Origin of the sequence: Streptomyces sp. NPDC058464 (assembly GCF_042721035.1) — a bacterium.
Taxonomy (GTDB): domain Bacteria; phylum Actinomycetota; class Actinomycetes; order Streptomycetales; family Streptomycetaceae; genus Streptomyces.
Window position 1 is genome coordinate 15,518 of sequence record NZ_JBHXMA010000049.1, and the last position, 19,263, is coordinate 34,780.

14 protein-coding genes and 1 pseudogene are annotated in these 19,263 nt (G+C 72.1%); 9 read left to right on the plus strand and 6 right to left on the minus strand.

The window, feature by feature from the left end:
• Positions 1-102 precede the first annotated feature (102 nt).
• The 3 genes and pseudogenes from nhaA to ACFWPQ_RS43045 all read right to left on the minus strand — a co-directional run bounded on the left by nhaA (position 103) and on the right by ACFWPQ_RS43045 (position 6,385).
• Positions 103-1,554: pseudogene (gene nhaA / locus ACFWPQ_RS43035) on the minus strand (Na+/H+ antiporter NhaA).
• A gap of 202 nt (positions 1,555-1,756) precedes the next feature.
• Positions 1,757-3,715, minus strand: a complete 1,959-nt coding sequence (gene acs / locus ACFWPQ_RS43040) for an acetate--CoA ligase (RefSeq protein WP_384047956.1) — start codon at positions 3,713-3,715, stop codon at positions 1,757-1,759.
• A 249-nt stretch (positions 3,716-3,964) separates the two neighbouring features.
• On the minus strand, positions 3,965-6,385 hold the full coding sequence (locus ACFWPQ_RS43045) for a SulP family inorganic anion transporter (protein WP_384047959.1): 2,421 nt from the start codon (positions 6,383-6,385) through the stop codon (positions 3,965-3,967).
• Between the two features lie 281 nt (positions 6,386-6,666).
• Between ACFWPQ_RS43045 and ACFWPQ_RS43050 the strand changes: the two genes are divergently transcribed.
• Positions 6,667-7,929 carry a hypothetical protein gene (locus ACFWPQ_RS43050; protein ID WP_384047962.1) on the plus strand — a complete coding sequence of 421 codons (1,263 nt, stop codon included), beginning with the start codon at positions 6,667-6,669 and terminating at the stop codon, positions 7,927-7,929.
• Positions 7,930-7,953: 24 nt separating this feature from the next.
• Here ACFWPQ_RS43050 and ACFWPQ_RS43055 read toward each other — a convergent pair whose 3' ends face one another.
• On the minus strand, positions 7,954-8,934 hold the full coding sequence (locus ACFWPQ_RS43055; RefSeq protein ID WP_384047965.1) for an ATP-binding protein: 981 nt from the start codon (positions 8,932-8,934) through the stop codon (positions 7,954-7,956).
• Between the two features lie 100 nt (positions 8,935-9,034).
• Here ACFWPQ_RS43055 and ACFWPQ_RS43060 point away from each other — a divergent pair, with 100 nt between their 5' ends.
• A complete protein-coding gene (locus tag ACFWPQ_RS43060) occupies positions 9,035-9,859 on the plus strand; it encodes an oxidoreductase (RefSeq protein WP_384047968.1) in 825 nt (274 codons plus the stop codon).
• 365 nt (positions 9,860-10,224) lie between these two features.
• On the opposite strand, the gene ACFWPQ_RS43065 is transcribed toward ACFWPQ_RS43060, so the two are convergent.
• Entirely contained in the window at positions 10,225-11,049 is an 825-nt protein-coding gene (locus ACFWPQ_RS43065) for an HAD family hydrolase (RefSeq protein WP_384047971.1), read from the minus strand.
• Positions 11,050-11,631: 582 nt separating this feature from the next.
• On the opposite strand from ACFWPQ_RS43065, the gene ssd reads away from it, so the two are divergent.
• From ssd to ACFWPQ_RS43100, 7 genes are all read left to right on the plus strand, one after another.
• The gene (gene ssd / locus ACFWPQ_RS43070; protein WP_384047974.1) at positions 11,632-12,732 is read left to right on the plus strand and encodes a septum site-determining protein Ssd; all 1,101 of its coding nucleotides are present in this window, start codon (positions 11,632-11,634) and stop codon (positions 12,730-12,732) included.
• Entirely contained in the window at positions 12,729-13,901 is a 1,173-nt protein-coding gene (locus tag ACFWPQ_RS43075) for a TadA family conjugal transfer-associated ATPase (protein WP_384047977.1), read from the plus strand. Before ssd ends, ACFWPQ_RS43075 begins: the two co-directional genes overlap by 4 nt.
• Before the next feature lie 101 nt (positions 13,902-14,002).
• The gene (locus ACFWPQ_RS43080) at positions 14,003-14,863 is read left to right on the plus strand and encodes a type II secretion system F family protein (RefSeq protein WP_384047980.1); all 861 of its coding nucleotides are present in this window, start codon (positions 14,003-14,005) and stop codon (positions 14,861-14,863) included.
• The gene (locus ACFWPQ_RS43085) at positions 14,860-15,645 is read left to right on the plus strand and encodes a type II secretion system F family protein (protein ID WP_384047983.1); all 786 of its coding nucleotides are present in this window, start codon (positions 14,860-14,862) and stop codon (positions 15,643-15,645) included. The genes ACFWPQ_RS43080 and ACFWPQ_RS43085 overlap by 4 nt, the downstream gene beginning before the upstream one ends.
• Positions 15,646-15,711: 66 nt before the next feature.
• Positions 15,712-15,900 (plus strand): DUF4244 domain-containing protein, encoded by a 189-nt coding sequence (locus ACFWPQ_RS43090; RefSeq protein WP_365708159.1) that lies wholly within the window; start codon positions 15,712-15,714, stop codon positions 15,898-15,900.
• 28 nt (positions 15,901-15,928) lie between these two features.
• On the plus strand, positions 15,929-16,258 hold the full coding sequence (locus tag ACFWPQ_RS43095; RefSeq protein ID WP_384047987.1) for a TadE family type IV pilus minor pilin: 330 nt from the start codon (positions 15,929-15,931) through the stop codon (positions 16,256-16,258).
• A gap of 128 nt (positions 16,259-16,386) precedes the next feature.
• The gene (locus ACFWPQ_RS43100; RefSeq protein ID WP_384048077.1) at positions 16,387-16,680 is read left to right on the plus strand and encodes an Rv3654c family TadE-like protein; all 294 of its coding nucleotides are present in this window, start codon (positions 16,387-16,389) and stop codon (positions 16,678-16,680) included.
• Positions 16,681-16,751: 71 nt separating this feature from the next.
• Here the strand turns inward: ACFWPQ_RS43100 and ACFWPQ_RS43105 are convergent, their stop codons facing one another.
• The gene (locus ACFWPQ_RS43105; RefSeq protein ID WP_384047990.1) at positions 16,752-19,205 is read right to left on the minus strand and encodes a DEAD/DEAH box helicase; all 2,454 of its coding nucleotides are present in this window, start codon (positions 19,203-19,205) and stop codon (positions 16,752-16,754) included.
• Positions 19,206-19,263: the final 58 nt, after the last annotated feature.

Sequence of the window (19,263 nt, forward strand, 5' to 3'; positions counted from 1 at the left end):
CGTCATCGTCTTCGCGTGCCGGTCCTCTGGCACCGGTCCTCTGGCACCGGTCCTCTGGCACCGGTCCCTTTGTTCCGGTCTTTTTTGTACCGTCTCGTCAGATCATGCCGGACGGTCGCCCTGCCCGCCTGCCCCGCCCGGTACTTCGGTGGGCGCGTCACGCCCGCCGGCCCCTCAGGAGGCGGCCTTCTCCTTGGCGATCCTGCGGTGTTCGGCGGCCTTCCGCTCGTAGATCTCCGCCATCCGCAGGTGGTACGCCGGGTTGTCCTCCTCGTAGACGTCCGGGATGCCGTCGAGGTCGTCGTCCCGCTCCTCGGCCTCGACCAGCCTGCGGTAGCGGGTGTTGCGTATCTTCAGCAGCACCGTGGCGCACAGGGCCGCGATGAGCGAGCCGGTGAGTACGGCGGCCTTGACCTCGTCGGTGAGTACGGTGTCGCCGGCGAAGGCGAGTTCGTCGATGAGCAGCGAGACGGTGAAGCCGATGCCGGCGAGCGTGGCCACCGCGAAGACGTCGGCCCATTCGAGGTCCTCGCTGAGGGAAGCCCGGGTGAAGCGGGCGGTGAGCCAGGTCCCGCCGAAGATCCCGGCCGCCTTGCCGACGACCAGGCCGAGGACGACCCCGAGCGTCTCCGGCTTGGTGAAGACGTCCCCGAGCGCTCCTCCGGACACCTTCACACCGGCGCTGAAGAGCGCGAACAGGGGCACGGCCAGCCCCGCCGACACCGGCCGTACCAGATGCTCGACGTGTTCCCCGGGAGAGTGCTCCTCACCCTCACGGGTGGTGCAGCGCAGCATCAGGCCCATGGCGACACCGGCGATGGTCGCGTGCACGCCGCTGTTGTACATCAGCGCCCAGATGACGACGGCGAGCGGCACGTACACGTACCAGCCGCGCACGCCCCTGCGCAGCAGCAGCCAGAAGACGGCGAGGCCGAGGACCGCGCCGCCGAGCGCGGCGAAGTCGATCCGGTCGGTGAAGAAGATCGCGATGATGAGGATGGCGAACAGGTCGTCGACGACCGCGAGAGTGAGCAGGAAGGCGCGCAGGGCGCCCGGCAGCGAGGTGCCGATCACGGCCAGCACGGCCAGCGCGAAGGCGATGTCGGTGGCCGTGGGCACCGCCCAGCCCTGCGTGGAGCCGCCGCCGGTGAGGTTGGTGAGGGTGTAGACGAGTGCCGGTACGGCCATCCCGCACAGCGCGGCGACCACCGGGAGGACGGCCGCCTTCGGGTCCCGCAGGTCACCGGCGACCAGTTCGCGCTTGAGCTCGATGCCGGCCACGAAGAAGAAGATCGCGAGCAGGCCGTCGGCGGCCCAGTGGGCGACGGAGAGGTCCAGGCCGAGGGCGCGAGGGCCGAAGTGGAAGTCGGCGACGCTCTCGTAGCTGTGGTGGAGCGCGGGGATGTTCGCCCAGACCAGCGCGGCCACCGCGGCGACGAGCAGCAGCACACCGCCGACGGTCTCGGTCCGCAGCGCGTCCGCCACGATGGTCCGCTCGGGCAGCGAGAGCCGCCCGAGGACCTTACGGACGGGGGCGGTGCGGGGCGCGGACACGGGAGACCTCCGGTCGGTGGGCAGGGCAGGGCTACTTGCCGACCAGACTTCCCGGCGCACCTTGGGGATCGCGTTTGCGATCACGCTACTTTGCTTAGTTTACCTAAGGTGTGGCGGGAGATGCCAGGTGAGTTTCACGGTAGGTGCAAAAAGGGCGCCCGGCGCGTTTCGCGCCGGGCGCCCTACGGGGCTCGGTGGAGGCTCAGTCCTCGCTGGGCGCCGCCGGGAGCTTCGCCTGGATGAGGTCCATGACCGTCGAGTCGGTCAGCGTCGTCACGTCACCGAGCTGGCGGTTCTCGGCGACGTCGCGCAGCAGCCGGCGCATGATCTTGCCGGAGCGGGTCTTCGGCAGCTCCGCCACCGGCAGCACCCGCTTGGGCTTGGCGATCGGGCCGAGCGTGGCGCCGACGTGGTTGCGCAGGTCGGCGATGAGGTTCTCGTCCTCCGCGTTCGCCGTGCCGCGCAGGATCACGAAGGCGACGATCGCCTGACCGGTCGTCTCGTCCGCCGCCCCGACCACGGCCGCCTCGGCGACCGACGGGTGGGACACCAGTGCCGACTCCACCTCGGTGGTCGAGATGTTGTGCCCGGAGACGAGCATGACGTCGTCCACCCGGCCGAGCAGCCAGATGTCGCCGTCGTCGTCCTTCTTCGCGCCGTCACCGGCGAAGTACTTGCCCTCGAACCGCGACCAGTACGTGTCCAGGAACCGCTGGTCGTCGCCCCAGATGGTGCGCAGCATCGACGGCCACGGCTCGGTCAGCACCAGGTAGCCGCCACCGCCGTTGGGCACCTCCTGCGCCTCGTCGTCGACGACCGTCGCCGAGATGCCGGGCAGCGGGGTCTGCGCGGAACCGGGCTTGGTCGCGGTGACGCCCGGCAGCGGCGAGATCATCATCGCGCCGGTCTCGGTCTGCCACCAGGTGTCCACGATCGGCGTCCGGTCGGCACCGATGTGCTTGCGGTACCAGATCCAGGCCTCGGGGTTGATGGGCTCGCCCACCGACCCCAGCACCCGCAGGCTGCTCAGGTCGAACTTCGCGGGGATGTCGTCCCCCCACTTCATGAACGTGCGGATCGCGGTGGGCGCCGTGTACAGGATCGTCACCCCGTACTTCTGCACGATCTCCCAGAACCGGCCCTGGTGCGGGGTGTCCGGGGTGCCCTCGTACATCACCTGCGTCGCGCCGTTGGACAGCGGTCCGTACACGATGTACGAGTGGCCGGTCACCCAGCCGACGTCGGCCGTGCACCAGTACACGTCCGTCTCCGGCTTGAGGTCGAACACCGCCCAGTGCGTGTACGACGCCTGGGTGAGGTAGCCGCCCGAGGTGTGCAGGATGCCCTTCGGCTTACCCGTCGTACCGGACGTGTAGAGGATGAACAGCGGGTGCTCGGCGTCGAAGGCCTCCGGCGTGTGCTCGGCCGGCTGCCGCTCGACGATCTCGTGCCACCACACGTCCCGCGAGTCGTCCCAGGCCACTTCCTGCCCGGTGCGGCGGACGACCAGCACGTGCTCGACGTTGTCCACCTTGCCGATCGCCTCGTCCACGGCCGGCTTGAGCGCGGACGGCTTGCCGCGCCGGTAGCCGCCGTCGGAGGTGATGACGACCTTGGCGTCCGCGTCCTGGATCCGGGTGGCGAGCGCGTCCGCCGAGAAGCCGCCGAAGACCACGGAGTGCGCGGCGCCGATCCGGGCACAGGCGAGCATCGCGACCGCCGTCTCCGGGATCATCGGCATGTAGACCGCGACCCGGTCGCCCTTCTGAACTCCGAGCTCCAGCAGGGCGTTGGCCGCCTTGGAGACCTCGTCCTTCAGCTCGGCGTAGGTGATCGCACGGCTGTCGCCGGGCTCGCCCTCGAAGTGGATGGCGACCCGGTCGCCGAGCCCTGCCTCCACGTGCCGGTCCACGCAGTTGTACGCGACGTTGAGCGCGCCGTCCTTGAACCACTTGGCGAACGGCGGGTTCGACCAGTCCAGCGTCTCGGTCGGCTCCTTGGCCCAGGTCAGCCGACGGGCCTGCGTGGCCCAGAAGCCGAGCCTGTCAGCCTTGGCCTGCTCGTACGCCTCGGCCGTGACATTGGCGTTCTCGGCCAGGTCAGCGGGCGGCGCGAAGCGTCGCTCCTCCCTCAAGAGGTTGGCCAGGCTTTCGTTGCTCACGACATCTCCCTTTCGAAGGGTGTCCGTTGTGTCCCAGGCCACAGCTCATCAGACCTGGGGCCCCGGTGACAAGGGCCGCCGAATAATTGGTTTAGACCTATCAGGTGTGGCGGAGCGAGCCACGGCCGGGCGTGTCACCGTCCGCCGTGCCACAGCCATGCCACCGCCGTGCCACCGCTGTGTCACCGTCGGGTGTGCCGAGCCTGCCAGTGCCGGGCGTGGGGCGGCGCACCGGGTCCGCCCTTCCGCTCACGCCGGGCTGGGCAACTCCTCAGCACCGGGTACCCCCTGGAACACCCCTCCCTCTCCCGCCGCGTCCGCACCGTCCCGGCTCAGCAGATACGCCTGCGCCTCGCCCACGTGGAAGTACATCCCCTGCAGCTCCAGCTCACCCGCGGTGAGCGCCCGCGCCACCGAGTCGTGCGCCCGCAGATGCTCCAACTGCTGGACCACGTTGGTCAGGCACAGCCGCTCCACCGTGTCCGCCGGCGCCCGCCCGGCCAGCCGGACCCCCGTACGGCCCTCGTCGGCCAGCCGGGCCAGGCTCGGCAGGCCGTGCCGCAGCCACCGCCCGAGCGGGGTCGCCGCGCCCCCGGTCCCGGAGCCGAGCAGCGCCTGCATCGCCCCGCACCCGGAGTGCCCGCACACCGTGATCGACCGCACCTTCAGCACGTCCACCGCGTACTCGATCGCGGCCGCCACCGAGTCGTCCCCGTTCTCCTCACCCGGAAGAGGGACCAGGTTGCCGACATTGCGGACCACGAACAGGTCACCCGGACCACTGGAGGTGATCATCGAGGTGACGAGCCGGGAGTCGGCGCAGGTGAGGAAGAGCTGCGACGGCCGCTGCCCCTCGCGCGCCAGCCGGGCCAGCTCCTCCCTGACCAGGGGCGCGGTGTCGCGCTGGAACGCACTGATCCCGCGGGCGAGTTCATGACCCGCCGCCCTGTCCGGTCTCCCGAACCGGTCTCCGGGACCGCGTGCCGGTCCGCGACCGTGTCGCCGCGCGTGGCCGTACCCCGGTCCCTGGCCGTACCCCGATCCCTGGCCGTACTCCGGTGCGTGGCCGTCCTCCGGTGCCTGACCGTCCTCCGGTGAGCGGACGCCCGCGCGGCAGCCGGTCAGTTCGGCGGAGCCGCCCTGGGCGCTGTGGGCCCTGCGCCAGTCCCGCAGTGACTCGTAGGCCGCGTGGTCCATGAACGAACCGTCCAGCTCCACCACCGCGTGCGCGCCCTGGGGCACGAGATGCAGGACTCTGCTGAGCCGGGGGACCGCGAGGAACGTGAGCTGTCCTCTTACGTGTACGTGATGGACTCCTCCCTTCTCTTCGTGGGTGATGCGGGTGCGGGCGAGGCGGTGCAGGGCGACGGCGACGGCCACGGCGACCCCGAGGACCACGCCCTCCAGGACGCCGAGGAGAACCACCCCGAGCGTGGTGACGACGTACACCAGCACTTCGCGGTGGCGGGTCACGGTGCGGATGTGGTGCAGGGACACCATCTGGATGCCGACGGCCATCACCAGGGCGGCGAGCGAGGCGAGCGGGATCAGATCCAGGACCGGGACCATCAGCAGCGCGGCGGCTACTACGAAAACGCCGTGCAGCATCGTGGAGTTCCGGCTCACGGCACCGGATCGCACATTCGCCGAACTGCGCACCGCGACCCCTGCGACCGGCAGTCCGCCGAGCGCCCCCGACACGATGTTGGCCGCGCCCTGACCGAGCAGCTCCCGGTTCAGGTCGGAGCGGCCGAGGCCGGACTGGGGCCCGGTGCGGCCGGCCACCAGCTTGTCCACGGCGACCGCGCCCAGCAGCGACTGCACGCTGCACACCAGCGTGGTGGTGAGCACGGCGGCGACGATGCCGAGCACCGGCCCCTCGGGCAGCCCCGCCAGGGCGTGGCTGCTCCAGGACGGCAGGTCGACCCGGGGCAGGGTCAGCCCGGTGAGCGCGGCGGTCGCGGTGGCACCGGCGACGGCGACCAGGGCGGCCGGGACCGTGCGCAGCGGACGGCCCGCTCTGCCCGGGATCCGGGGCCAGCCGAACAGCAGGGCCAGGGTCAGCGCGCTCATCGTCACGGCGGCCGGGTGCAGGTCGGCCAACTGGGCGGGCAGCGCCCGGACGTTGGCGAGGACCGAACTCTGCGGGTTGCCGCCGAGGACGATGTGCAGCTGGGCGACGGCGATGGTGAGGCCGATGCCGGCGAGCATGCCGTGCACCACGGCCGGGCTGACGGCGAGCGCGGTGCGGGCCACGCGCAGGCAGCCCAGGCCCAGTTGGGCCAGTCCGGCGAGGACGGTGATGCCGCAGGTGGCCCGCCAGCCGTACCGGTGGATCAGATCGGCGGTCACCACGGTGAGTCCCGCGGCGGGGCCGCTGACCTGGAGCGGGCAGCCGCCGAGCCGGCCGGCGACCAGTCCGCCGACGGCTGCCGCGACCAGGCCGGCCTGGAGCGGGGCGCCGGTGGCGAGGGCGATGCCGAGGGACAGCGGCAGGGCGATCAGGAACACCGCGACGGACGCCGACAGGTCGGCACCCGCGACGGAGAAGCGGCGGCGCGGGGGCGTGGACGGGGGTTGCGGCCGGTCAGTGCCGGTGTCGGTCTTGGGAGTTGTGGCCCGGGCGAGGCCGAGGTTCTCGGGGTGGGTGGGTACGCAGGCTGATGACATGTTTCCCGTCTCCTCCGGGGCAGCGCGGTCGCGGATCTGGGCGGGATGAACCAACGTTCAGTAAACGAATCGTAATGCAAGGTAAAGGTCAAGCATGAACTTATTGCGCAAATGGGGCACCCGTTCACCTCCATGGGTGAACTGAGCATTTCATCGGCTTGTCGTATTAATCCCTCTCTCGGTCCTATGCGACCTTGGCCGCGCTGTCGGCAGATACCCGGCACATCGCCATAAAACGCCGTCACCGGCGTTAGCCGAGAGAAGGAAGAAGGTGAGCGGAATTGGCCGCCACCCAGAGGATTGCCGTCGGCGCCGTGGCCGCCGCGGCCTGTGCCGCGTCGGTCGCCGGTTGCGCGACCGGTACCAACTCCGAACAAGGGGCGTCCGGGCCGCAGAAAGGAGCACCGGCGCCCCAGAGCGTGGTCCGTCTGATCGGCGACGGATCCACCGCGTACACCGGGGCGCAGCCGCATCTGCCCCGGCCCGAGCGGCTCAAGGCCGGTGAGAAGCCACCGCAGTTCGTGGTGTTCTCCTGGGACGGCGCGGGCGAGGACAGCCAGAAGCTGTTCTCGCACTTCCGCAAGGTCGCCAAGGAGAACCACGCGAACATGACGTACTTCCTCAGCGGCGTCTACATGCTGCCCGACGAGAAGCGTGACCTCTACCGGCCCCCGCAACACTCGCCCGGCAGCTCCGAGATCGGCTTCAACGACGAGCGGGGCATCGCCGACACCGTCGATCAGCTACGGCTGGCCTGGCTGGAGGGCAACGAGATCGGCACCCACTTCAACGGGCACTTCTGCGGCCCCGACGGAGGTGTCGGCGAGTGGTCGGTGGCCGAGTGGAAGAGCGAGATCGCCCAGGCCAAGCAGTTCGTGAAGACCTGGAAGACCAACACCGGCATGAAGAACGCCGCACCGCTGCCCTTCGACTACGACAAGGAGCTCATCGGCGCCCGGACCCCCTGCCTGGAGGGGCAGAAGAACTTCGTGAAGGCGGCGAGCGAGCTGGGCTTCCGCTACGACACCAGTGGTGTCAACGACCAGGTCTGGCCCAGGAAGAGGGAAGGGCTGTGGGACCTGTCGATGCAGCTCGTCCCCTTCCCCGGCCACTCCTACGAGCAGTTGACCATGGACTACAACTTCATGGTCAACCAGTCCGGCACGTCCACGCAGGGTGACCCCGACATGTACGACTACTGGGGCGACCAGATGCGCGACGGGCTGCTCCAGGGCTTCAACCGGGCCTACAACGGCAACCGCGCACCGCTCGTCATCGGCAACCACTTCGAGTCGTGGAACGGCGGCACCTACATGCGCGCCCTCGACGAGGTCGTCGCGGACGTCTGCAACAAGCCCGAGGTGCGCTGTGTCTCCTTCCGTCAGCTGGCGGACTGGCTGGACGCCCAGGACCCGCAGGTCCTGGCGAGGCTGCGCACCCTGAACGTGGGCGAGGCCCCGCGGCAGGGCTGGGAGTCCTTCCTGTCCGGGCATCCCGCCCCGGCACCGAAGGGGGTGCCCGGGGCGCCGGCGGTCAGGCAGTAGCACGGAACCGGGGTCGGCCGCCCGTCAGGCGGGGGCGGCCACTCCCTCACCGAGCACGAAGCCGGGGTCGATCTGCGCGGCCAGGTCGGCCCCGGTGCGCTCGTTGCCCCACGACAGGGCGTTCTTCAGGTGGAAGTGGACCATCTGCCGGGTGTAGCGCTCCCAGTCGCGCAGCTCGTACGTCGCGTCGGTGGCCACCTTGAGGGTGCGCAGGGCGCGGGAGTTGGGGTTCTCCAGGAGCTCGAACCGGGGCGGGCGGCCCTTCTCCATGGCGCGCACCCAGTCCGAGTGCCCGACCGTGACCAGCAGGTCGTCCCCGACCTCCGAGCGCAGGAAGTCGATGTCCTCCTGCCCCTGCACCTTGTTGCCGACGACCTTCAGCACGACGCCGAAGTCCCGGGCGTACTCCTTGTACTGGCGGTAGACGGAGACCCCCTTCCGGGTCGGTTCGGCGACGAGGAACGTGATGTCGAAGCGGGTGAACATGCCGGAGGCGAAGGAGTCCGAACCCGCCGTCATGTCGACCACGACGTACTCGTCGGGGCCGTCGACGAGGTGGTTCAGGAACAGCTCAACCGCTCCTGTCTTGGAGTGGTAGCAGGAGACCCCCAGGTCGGCGTCCGTGAAGGGCCCGGTGACCATCAAACGGACAGCGCCGCCGTCGAGTTCCACCGGCCGCGCACAGGCGTCGTACACCGGGTTGGGCTCCCGCACCCGGACCAGCCGCGAGCCCTCGCCGGGCGGGGTGGTCTTGATCATCGTCGCGGCGGAGGCGATGCGCGGGTTGTTGCCGCGCAGGTAGTCCTTGATCAGGGAGAGCCGCTCGCCCATCGCGGGCAGCGCCTCCGCCTCTGTCTCGTCGAGACCGAGCGCGGGGCCCAGGTGCTGGTTGATGTCGGCGTCGACGGCGACGACCGGCGCGCCGGCGGCCGCGAGATGGCGGATGAACAGGGAGGAGAGCGTGGTCTTGCCGCTGCCGCCCTTTCCGACGAAAGCAATTTTCATGTTCACGAAGAGTAGTCGGGTGATAGCTGTACGTGTCACGTGAAGTGAAGAAGACCACTCCTTCGTGGAGTCCCCGGGCGGGGTGCGTACTGTCGTACTCATGAGTACGACAGGTGCGACCGCTGATCCGCTCGCGGCCCTGGGCTCGCTGCCCGGGGTGGCCGAGTCCGTGGAGTCCGTGCGCAAGGCCGTGGACCGGGTCTACGGGCACCGGATCATGCGGCGCCGCAGCAACGCCGTCACCTCGGAGGCCGCGCTGCGCGCCGCCCGGGGCAGCGCCGCGCTGTCCGGTGCCGACTGGGCGCTGGAGGAGGTGCGGCGGCGTTCCGACTTCGGTGTGGACGACGACGCGCGTGTGGTGGGCGCGGCCCTGCGGCTGACCGCGGAGGCGGGCCAACTGCTCTCCATCTGGCGGCAGTCGCCGCTGCGCGTGCTGGCCCGGCTGCACCTGGTGGCGGCTGCGACGAACGATGACGAGGTCGGCCGGCCGCGCCGGGCCGGCGAGGGTGTCGACGAGCCGCTGGTGGAACTGGAGCTGCCGGGCGCCGACGAGGTGTCGGGGCGCCTGGAGGGGCTCGCCGAGCTGATCGTCGCCGGGAGCGAGGCGCCCGCGCTGGTGACGGCCGCCGTGGTGCACGGCGAGCTGCTCGCGCTGCGGCCCTTCACCTCGTGCAACGGGCTGGTCGCGCGCGCGGCCGAGCGGATCGTGCTGATCGGCAGCGGCCTCGACCCCAAGGCGATCTGCCCCGCCGAGGTCGGTCACGCCGAACTGGGCCGAGCCTCTTATCTGGCGGCCCTGGACGGCTACGTGTCCGGCACCCCGGAAGGGATGGCGGCCTGGATCGCGCACTGCGGGCGCGCGGTGGAGCTCGGCGTGCGTGAGTCGACGGCGGTGTGCGAGGCGCTGCAGCGCGGAGCGGCGTAGGGGCGCGGCGGGGCCGGGCGGGCGGCCGCGCGGGGCTTCGGAAAAGGGTTGCGGCGGTACGAGTTCTCGTACCGCCGCTGGCATGCTCACCGAGTTACCAAGCGTCCTCGATATGTCGCCCATCAGGTCGGGTGCTTTGCCCGTCACCTGGTGCGGCTGGCCCGTAATCGACGGGTCGACGTCGCGTGGGTGCCCAGTGTCCATGCTGGGTCCGTGGGGCCAAATGCGTTTTAAAGGTGATCCTCTCGGATGTCCTTTGGTCTCGCGGGCCGCTAACCCCTTTGTACTGCAAGCCCGGGGCAAGCGGAACCCCTGCCTGCAGTTCTTTACTTTCAGGTTCAAAGACGCACTAAAGGGGCGTAGGTTCAGGCGACCGTGCTCCGGCGCCGGCTCGCGTACCAGACCAGGCCCGCGGTGGCCGCCGCCGCTCCTATCGCCGCCGCGGCGACCAGGGCCGGGCGCGGGGGCGTGGAGATCCGCTGCTTGAGCCGTACCGGCCGGTGGAAGTCCAGGATCGGCCAGCCCTGGGCGAGCGCCTCGCGGCGCAGTGCGCGGTCCGGGTTCACGGCATGCGGGTGCCCGACGACCTGGAGCATCGGCACGTCGGTCGCCGAGTCGCTGTAGGCGTAGCAGCGGTCCAGGTCGTACCCCTCGGAGGCGGCCAGCTCCCGGACGGCCTCGGCCTTGGTCGGGCCGTACGCGTAGTACTCCACCTCGCCGGTGTAGCAGCCGTCGTCGCCGACGACCATGCGGGTGGCCACCACCCGGTCCGCCCCGAGGAGTTCGCCGATCGGCTCGACCACCTCGGCGCCCGAGGTGGAGACGATGACGACGTCCCGGCCCGCCCGGTGGTGCTCCTCGATGAGGGAGGCGGCCTCGTCGTAGATGATCGGGTCGATCAGGTCGTGCAGGGTCTCGGCGACGATCTCCTTGACCTGCTGGACATTCCAGCCACGGACGAGGCCGGACAGGTAAGCGCGCGTGCGCTCCATCTGGTCGTGGTCCATACCGCCGACCAGGAACACGAACTGGGAGTACGCGTTGCGCAGCGCCGCCCGGCGGTTGATCAGACCGCCTTGGTAGAACGACTTGCTGAAGGTGAGCGTGCTCGACTTCGCAATGACCGTCTTGTCCAGGTCAAAGAAGGCCGCTGTGCGGGGCAAGGAGTGGTTTTCCACGACCCCGAGCATAGGCGCCCACCATTCGGCGTAAGGTGGGGCGCGTGGGTTTGCCTGAGAGGGCTCTCGGGTACACCATGGAAGTCACGGATCGTTCGCGACCGTGCTAACCCGGTCCGGCTCCTCCCCCCCCGAGTCGGCCGTGGAGACGACCCCCACTCTCCCCCCCGGTGGGGGTCGTCGCATGTCCGGGTGGGTTTTTCTCCTCTCTCGCGGGCCGTGAGGCCGTGATCGGGCGGCTTCGGCCGCCCCTTTCGTATGCCCATGATCCGTCACGTTGGGTAGTCGCAGCGCTGCGCTGTGGAAGTCGCGCAGACCTCGGAACGGGCCTCACCGGTATGGGTGACGGCGATATTCACAACCATCGGGTTGTCCACAGTTTCGGACCAAGATCCACACGATTTCCGGGTTCGCTGCACCGTGATTCCAGCGTGCTCCGGCGGCGGCGAGTTCATGGCCGGTTCCGTTTGTCGGGCGCCAATGGCCGGTTTCTGTCGGCCGTGCATATGGAGGCCGCTCGCCGGTTCTTCGCACGTTTGGGAATCGTGTGGCCGCAGGGGCCATGCGGGAGAACGCAGCCAAGGGGGAAGCCACGTGGCCGGAACTGTCACCCAGGACCCGCCGTCCGCCGCCTCGGGACGGCCCGGACGCCCGATGATCGTCACCGAGGACGCCGAACTCCTCGACGACCTGTTGCGCCTGTGCGCGGCGGCCGGCGCCAAACCGGAGGTCCACCACCGCCCGCCGGAACGCGGCGGAGGCTGGGAGTCCGCCCCGCTCGTCCTGGTCGGTGACGACGCCGCACGGCGGGTGCGCGGCGCCGCACGCCGACGCGGAGTGGTGCTGGTCGGCCTCGACCAGGACGACCCCGACGTGTGGAAACGGGCCGTCGAGATCGGCGCGGACCACGTCCTGATGCTGCCCGACGGCGAGCAGTGGCTCGTGGACCGGATCGCCGACGTCGTCGAGGGCGTGGGCCGCCCGGCCCTCACCGTCGGTGTCATCGGCGGCCGGGGCGGGGCCGGCGCCTCCACGCTGGCCTGCGCGCTCGCCGTCACCTCCGCGCGGGAGGGACTGCGCACCCTGCTCGTGGACGCGGATCCGCTGGGCGGCGGAATCGACGTACTCCTCGGCGGCGAGACGGCCGAGGGCCTGCGCTGGCCCGCCTTCGCCGCCTCACGAGGCCGGCTGGGCAGCGGCGCCCTGGAGGAGTCGCTGCCCGAACTGCACTCGCTGCGGATCCTCAGCTGGGACCGCGGCGACTGCGTGGCGATCCCGCCGCCCGCCGTCCGCGCGGTGCTCGCGGCCGCCCGGCGGCGCGGCGGCACGGTCGTCGTCGACCTGCCGCGCCGCCTGGACGACGAGGTCGCCGAGGTCCTCACCCAGCTCGACCTCGCCGTCCTGGTGGTTCCCGCCGAACTCCGCGCCGTCGCGGCGGCCGGACGGGTGGCGGCCACCGTCGGCATGGTCGTACGCGATCTCAGGGTGGCGGTACGGGGGCCGTACGCGCCGGGACTGGACGACCGCGAGGTGGCCCGGCTGCTCGGCCTGCCGCTGGTCGGCGAGGTCCCCGCCGAACCCGGCCTGTCCCGTCCGGGCCGGAAACCGCCGGGGTCCGCCGCCCGCGGACCGCTGGCCCGCTTCTGCAAGGGCTTCTGGGAGCGCACTCTGGTCGAGGCGGGGGGCGGCGTATGAGGCCCGGCACCGCGGGTGCGGAGGCCCCTGCCCTGCTCGACGGGGTACGGCGCTGGCTCGCCGAGAGCGGCGCCGAACCGACACCCGCGCGGGTGGCACAGGCGCTGCGCGCACAGGGCCGGGTCCTCGGCGATGCCGAAGTCCTCGGCGCGGCCGAGCGACTGCGCTCCGAACTGGTCGGCAGCGGCCCCTTGGAGCCCCTCCTTGCCGACCCCACGGTCACCGACGTCCTGGTGACCGCCCCGGACCGGGTCTGGGTGGACCGCGGCGGCGGCCTGGAACTCACCCGGATCGCCTTCCCGGACGCGGCGGCGGTACGACGCCTCGCGCAGCGGCTGGCTGCGGTGGCCGGCAGGCGCCTGGACGACGCGCGGCCCTGGGCGGACGCCCGGCTGCCCGACGGCACCCGTCTGCACGCCGTCCTGCCCCCGGTGGCCATCGGCTGCACCTGCCTGTCCCTGCGGGTAGTACGGCCCCGGGCGTTCACTCTCGGCGAACTGGTCGCGGCCGGGACCGTGCCCCCGGGCGGCGACCGGATCCTGCGGGCGCTCATCGCGGCCCGGCTCTCCTTCCTGGTCAGCGGCGGCACCGGCACCGGCAAGACGACCCTGCTGAGCGCCCTGCTCGGCCTGGTCGGGCCGAGGGAGCGGATCGTCCTCGCCGAGGACTCCGCGGAGCTCAGGCCCGAACACCCGCACGTCGTACGCCTGGAGACCAGACCCGCCAACCAGGAGGGCGCCGGCCTCGTCACCCTGGAGGACCTGGTCCGGCAGGCCCTGCGGATGCGGCCCGACCGGCTCGTCGTCGGCGAGGTCCGCGGGCCCGAGGTGGTCCACCTGCTGGCCGCGCTCAACACCGGCCACGAGGGCGGCTGCGGCACCGTGCACGCCAACGCGGCCGCGGACGTACCGGCCCGCCTGGAAGCCCTCGGCACGGCCGCCGGGCTCGACCGGGCCGCCCTGCACAGCCAGCTGGCGGCCGCGCTGTCGGTGGTGCTGCACCTCGTACGGGACCCCGCGGGCCGGCGACGGATCGCCGAGGTGCATGTCCTCGAGCGGGACCCCTCCGGGCTGGTGCGGACGGTGCCCGCACTGCGCTGGGAGGCGACGGCGTTCGCCCGGGAGCCGGGATGGGAGCGGCTGCGGGGACTGCTCCGGAGCCCGGAGTGACGGGGGCGGGCTGTGAGCTGTGAGCTGTGAGCTCCTGGGCGACTGACTGGTTCCGGTCCGAAGTGACTTCAGTGATTCACGAGTTGAAAGAGGCGTACGTGATGGGTGAGACGACGGTGGGTGCGGCCGTGGTGTGCGGTGGGGTCATGGCCTGGCTCCTGGCCGAGCGGCAGCGCGAGGTACGGCGGACGCGGCTGTTGCTCGCCGGCGGCGGAGTGGTGGCCACCGGGCCGCCCTCCTGGGAGCAGGCGCTCGGGGAACTGCGGCGGCTGCGCGGCCGTTGGCGGGGTGAGTGGTGGGCCCTGGCCGCCGGTGTCGCGCTCGCCCTCCTTGCCGCCTCGCTCCTGCCGGTCCTCGCGGGGGCGGCCGGGGTGCCGGTGCTGCGCCGGGTGCGGCTGGCCCGGCAGGCCCGGCGGACCCGACAGGCGCGCGCCGACGCGGTGATCACGCTGTGCGGTGCGCTCGCAGGCGAGGTGCGCGCGGGACGGCAGCCGGGCGAGGCGCTGTTGCGGGCCGCGCGGGACTCTGGTGGCCTCGGCGAGGCCCAGCCGGCCGTGGTCGCGGCGGCACGCTTCGGCGGCGACGTGCCTGGCGCGCTGGCGGTGGCGGCGCGGCAGCCGGGCGCCGACGGCCTGTTGGGGCTCGCGGCCTGCTGGCGGGTGGCCGTCGACCAGGGCGCCGGTCTCGCGGCCGGCCTCGACCGCCTGGACGCCGCCCTGCGCGCCGAACGGGACCAGCGTGCCGACCTGCGTGCCCAGTTGTCGGGCGCCCGGGCCACCGCGGTGATGCTCGCCGCCCTGCCCGCCCTCGGCCTCCTGCTCGGCTCGGCCATGGGCGCCGACCCGCTGCGGGTCTTGCTGCACACCGGAGCCGGCCTGGGCTGCCTGCTGGTCGGCGCGGTGTTCGAGGGCGCCGGGATGTGGTGGGCGGCCCGGATCGTGCGGGGAGCTGAGGCGGCATGAGCGCGGAAGTTGTCCACAGGCTGGGGGTGACGCTCGCGGTGCTGGCGACCCTGGGCTGGTCGGCATGGTGGCTGGAGCGGGTCAGGCGCAGGCGCTGGGCCCGGCGGAAGGTGGCCGAACTGCTCGGCCTGGAGCGGGTGGAGCGGCACTCCGACATCGGCGGAGCCGTCCGCAGGTGGCTGCCGGTCGCCGGTGTGATGTGCGGCGGCTGGGTGCTGGTCGGCGGGGTCGCCGGAGCGCTGCTCGGGCTGGGCGTCGCGGTGGGCCTGTGGCGATGGCGGGGCAGGGCGGGCGACGGAGGCCGGACGGCCGAGGCGGAGGCGGCCGAGGCCGCACGCCAACTCCCGCTCGCCGCCGATCTCCTGGCGGCCTGTATCGCCGCTGGTGCCGGTCCGGTGGTGGCCGCCCAGGCCGTCGGGGAGGCCCTCGGCGGGCCTGTCGGCGAAGGGCTGGCGCGGGGCGCCGCGGAGGTGCGGCTGGGCGGTGAACCGGCGGCTGCCTGGCGGCGGTTGGCGGGACTGCCGGGTGCCGCGGCCCTGGCCCGGCTGCTGGAGCGCGCGGACGAGTCCGGGTTGCCGGCGGCCGCGCCCGTGGCCCGGCTCGCCTCGGACGCCCGCGCCGAGTGGGCAAGGAGCGCGACCGTGCGGGCGCGGCGGGCGGCCGTACTGATCTCGGCGCCGGTGGGGCTGTGTTTTCTGCCCGCGTTCATCGCGATGGGCGTGCTCCCCGTCGTGATCGGACTCGCGGGTGGGGTGCTGCGAGGGGGAGGGGGTGGTGGATGAAGGGCGCGACAGCAAGGCCGTCAGCAGGAACCGAAGTCAATTCCGAGCGAGTTCAAGGGAGTCGAGATGCGTGAGATGTACTGGAAGATGTGGAAGCTGGCACGCCGGGACGCGGGAATGGTCACGTCCGAGTACGCGATGGGGATCATCGCCGCGGTCGGGTTCGCGGCGGTCCTCTACGCGGTCGTGACGAGCGGGCAGGTCAGTGCGGAGCTCCAGGCCATCGTGAAACGAGCCCTCAGTGCGCGGATGTGAGCGGGGGCGCGGGGCGGACCGGGGGTTCGTGACGGCGGAGGCGGCCGTGGTGCTGCCGGTGCTGGTGGCGTTCGCGATGGCGCTGGTGTGGGGGCTGCTCGTGGTGGCCGCCCAGATCCGGTGCGTGGACGCCGCCCGCACCGGGGCGCGGGCCGCGGCGCGGCAGGACGCCGAGGACGCGGTGGTCGCGGTGACGAAGGAGGCGGCGCCGGCCGGGGCGACGGTGACGGTCGGCCGGGAGGGCGACGTGGTGCGGGTGACGGTGGTGGCGAGGCCGCCGGTGCTCGGCGCGTTGCCGTTCGAGGTGCGGGAGTCGGCGGTCGCGTTGGCGGAGGGGGCGACGGAGGTGGGGCCGTGAGGGGGCGTGCGGTGGCCTCTCGGCTGCGGGTCGGTGGGGGCTGGTCGCGCAGTTCCCCGCGCCCCTATGGGGCGCGTAGCAGTGGGGCGGGTGATCGAGGCTCTGCCACTGTCTGGAGCGTCGGAGCGATCGCCGTGCTGTGTGTGGTGTTCGGGGTGGTGCTGGGGCTGGGGCACGCCGTAGTTGTCCGGCATCGCGCGGCCGGTGGCGCCGACATGGCAGCCCTCGCGGCGGCGGACCACTGGGCCGAGGGGAGGACGGCGGCCTGTGCCCGGGCCGACCGGGTGGCACGGGCACAGGGCGCTCGGCTGACGCGGTGCGTGATCGTCGGGGACATCTCGGATGTGACGGCGGCGTCCGGGGGTGGACCGTTCGCCGCAGAGGTCCGCGCCAGAGCCGGCCCCGCTGCAACGCGCCCCTGACAACGCGCCCCGATGGGCGCGGGGAACTGCGCGACCAGCCCCCACCGACCCGCAGCCGAACGACTACCTCGCTACCCCGTCGGCGCCCCCTTCAACAGCACCGTGAGGAGTCGCACCGCCCCCCGCTTGTGCAACGGCTCGTTCCCGTTCCCGCACTTGGGGGACTGGATGCACGAGGGGCACCCGGCGTCGCACTCGCACGCGGCGATCGCCTCCCGGGTCGCCGTCAGCCACGTGCGGGCCGTGTGGAAGGCGCGCTCGGCGAAGCCCGCGCCGCCGGGGTGGCCGTCGTAGACGAAGACCGTCGGCAGGAGCGTGTCGGGGTGCAGCGGGATCGACACGCCGCCGATGTCCCAGCGGTCGCAGGTCGCGAAGAGCGGGAGCAGGCCGATGGAGGCGTGTTCGGCGGCGTGCAGGGCGCCGCCGAGGATCTCCGGGTTGATCCGGGCCTCGTCGAGCTGGTCCTCGGTGACGGTCCACCACACCGCGCGGGTGCGCAGCGTACGAGGAGGGAGGTCGAGCTTCGACTCGCCCAGGACCTCGCCGGTGATGAGCCGGCGGCGCAGGAAGGAGACCACCTGGTTGGTGACCTCGACGGAGCCGTAGCAGAGGCGGCCGTCGCCCCAGGGGACCTCGATGTCGGTCTCCAGCACGGAGATGGCCGTGGTGTCGCGGGCGACCGTGGAGTACGGCGGCTCGGCCTGCTCGACCAGGGCCACCGAGTCCTCCAGGTCGAGGGACCGTACGAGGTAGGTGCGGCCCTGGTGGAGGTGGACCGCGCCCTCGTGGACGGTGGAGTGGGCGGCGCTCGCGTCCACCGTGCCGAGCAGGCGTCCTGTGCCCGCCTCGACGATCTGCACAGGGCGGCCGCCCTCGCCGCGGATGTCGGTCAGCTCGGCGGCCCGCTCCCGGCGGGTCCAGTGCCAGGCCTTCGTCCGCCGGCGCAGCAGTTTCGCGGCCTCCAGCTGCGGGAGCAGCTCCTTGCAGGCGGGGCCGAAGAGGTCGAGGTCGTCGTCGGTGAGCGGGATCTCGGCCGCGGCGGCGCACAGGTGCGGGGCGAGGACGTACGGGTTGTCGGGGTCGAGGACGGTCGATTCCACCGGTTGGTCGAACAGGGCCTCGGGATGATGGACGAGGAAGGTGTCCAACGGGTCGTCGCGGGCGACCAGGACCGCGAGGGCGCCCTGTCCGGCGCGGCCCGCGCGGCCCGCCTGCTGCCACACAGAGGCCCTCGTACCGGGGTACCCGGCGATCAGTACGGCATCCAGCCCGGAGACGTCCACGCCCAGCTCCAGGGCCGTCGTGGCGGCAAGTCCGAGGAGTTCCCCGGAGTGCAGCGCGCGTTCCAGGGCGCGGCGCTCCTCGGGGAGGTAGCCGCCGCGATAGGCCGCGACACGCCGGGCGAGGGAACGGTCCACCTCGGCCAGCCGTTCCTGGCTGATGACGGAGATCAGCTCCGCCCCGCGTCTGGAGCGCACGAAGGCGACCGAGCGCACGCCCTGCACGGCGAGGTCGGTCAGCAGGTCGGCGGTCTCGGCGGTGGCGGTACGGCGGACGGGGGCGCCCTTCTCGCCGTGCAGCTCGGTCAGCGGCGGCTCCCAGAGGGCGAAGACCAGCTCGCCGCGCGGGGAGGCGTCGTCGGCGATCTCCACGACCGGCAGGCCGGTGAGGCGGCCGGCGGCCACGGCGGGCTCGGCGGCGGTGGCGGAGGCCAGCAGGAAGACCGGGGAGGCGCCGTAGCGGGCGCACAGGCGGCGCAGCCGGCGCAGCACCTGGGCGACGTGCGAGCCGAAGACGCCCCGGTAGGTGTGGCACTCGTCGACGACGACGTACTTCAGCGACTTCAGGAAGGAGGACCAGCGGGCGTGCCCGGGCAGGATCCCGCGGTGCAGCATGTCCGGGTTGGTGAGCACGTAGTTGGCGTACTGGCGGATCCACTCGCGTTCCTCGTACGGGGTGTCGCCGTCGTACACGGCCGGGCGTACGGCATTGCCCAGCGGTTGTGAAAGTTCCTTCACCGAACGGCACTGGTCCGCTGCCAGCGCCTTGGTGGGCGCCAGGTAGAGGGCGGTGGCGCCGCGGCCGTTGGCGGCCTCGGAGCCGTCCAGAAGGGTGGACAGGACCGGTACGAGGTAGGCCAGCGACTTGCCGGAGGCGGTGCCGGTGGCGACGACGACCGAATCGCCGTCCAGGGCGTGCTCCGCGGCCAGCGCCTGGTGCTCCCAGGGATGCTCGATGCCGCAGGCCTGCACGGCCGCCACGACCTCCGAACGAATCCGGTCAGGCCAGACGGCATGCCGACCCGCACGCGGGGGCAAGTGCTCCGTATGAGTGATGCGCGAAGCCCGGCTCGGCCCGGAGGCGAGCCGGTCCAGGACCGTGCTCGGGGAGAACCCGGACGCGGCCGGAACCGAGGGCCGATCGGATCGGTGATTTATGGCCATCGGGACCGAGTGTGTCACTGGAGTGACGGACAATGGGGCCAAGGCGTCGTGCACGCCTGCCGGTAAGTGATTGAATGCCATCGCGGCTGGCGAAGCGTCCCTGGGACTGCAAGCCGAGGTGTCCCGAGGGGCGACCGCT

Coding starts and splice junctions, on each gene's coding strand:
- ACFWPQ_RS43075 (WP_384047977.1), top strand. CDS start 12,729: ATGAGGCCCGGCACCGCGGGTGCGGAGGCCCCTGCCCTGCTCGACGGG.
- ACFWPQ_RS43055 (WP_384047965.1), bottom strand. CDS start 8,934: ATGAAAATTGCTTTCGTCGGAAAGGGCGGCAGCGGCAAGACCACGCTC.
- ACFWPQ_RS43090 (WP_365708159.1), top strand. CDS start 15,712: ATGCGTGAGATGTACTGGAAGATGTGGAAGCTGGCACGCCGGGACGCG.
- ACFWPQ_RS43045 (WP_384047959.1), bottom strand. CDS start 6,385: ATGTCATCAGCCTGCGTACCCACCCACCCCGAGAACCTCGGCCTCGCC.
- ACFWPQ_RS43060 (WP_384047968.1), top strand. CDS start 9,035: ATGAGTACGACAGGTGCGACCGCTGATCCGCTCGCGGCCCTGGGCTCG.
- ACFWPQ_RS43085 (WP_384047983.1), top strand. CDS start 14,860: ATGAGCGCGGAAGTTGTCCACAGGCTGGGGGTGACGCTCGCGGTGCTG.
- ACFWPQ_RS43105 (WP_384047990.1), bottom strand. CDS start 19,205: ATGGCATTCAATCACTTACCGGCAGGCGTGCACGACGCCTTGGCCCCA.
- ACFWPQ_RS43080 (WP_384047980.1), top strand. CDS start 14,003: ATGGGTGAGACGACGGTGGGTGCGGCCGTGGTGTGCGGTGGGGTCATG.
- ACFWPQ_RS43065 (WP_384047971.1), bottom strand. CDS start 11,049: ATGCTCGGGGTCGTGGAAAACCACTCCTTGCCCCGCACAGCGGCCTTC.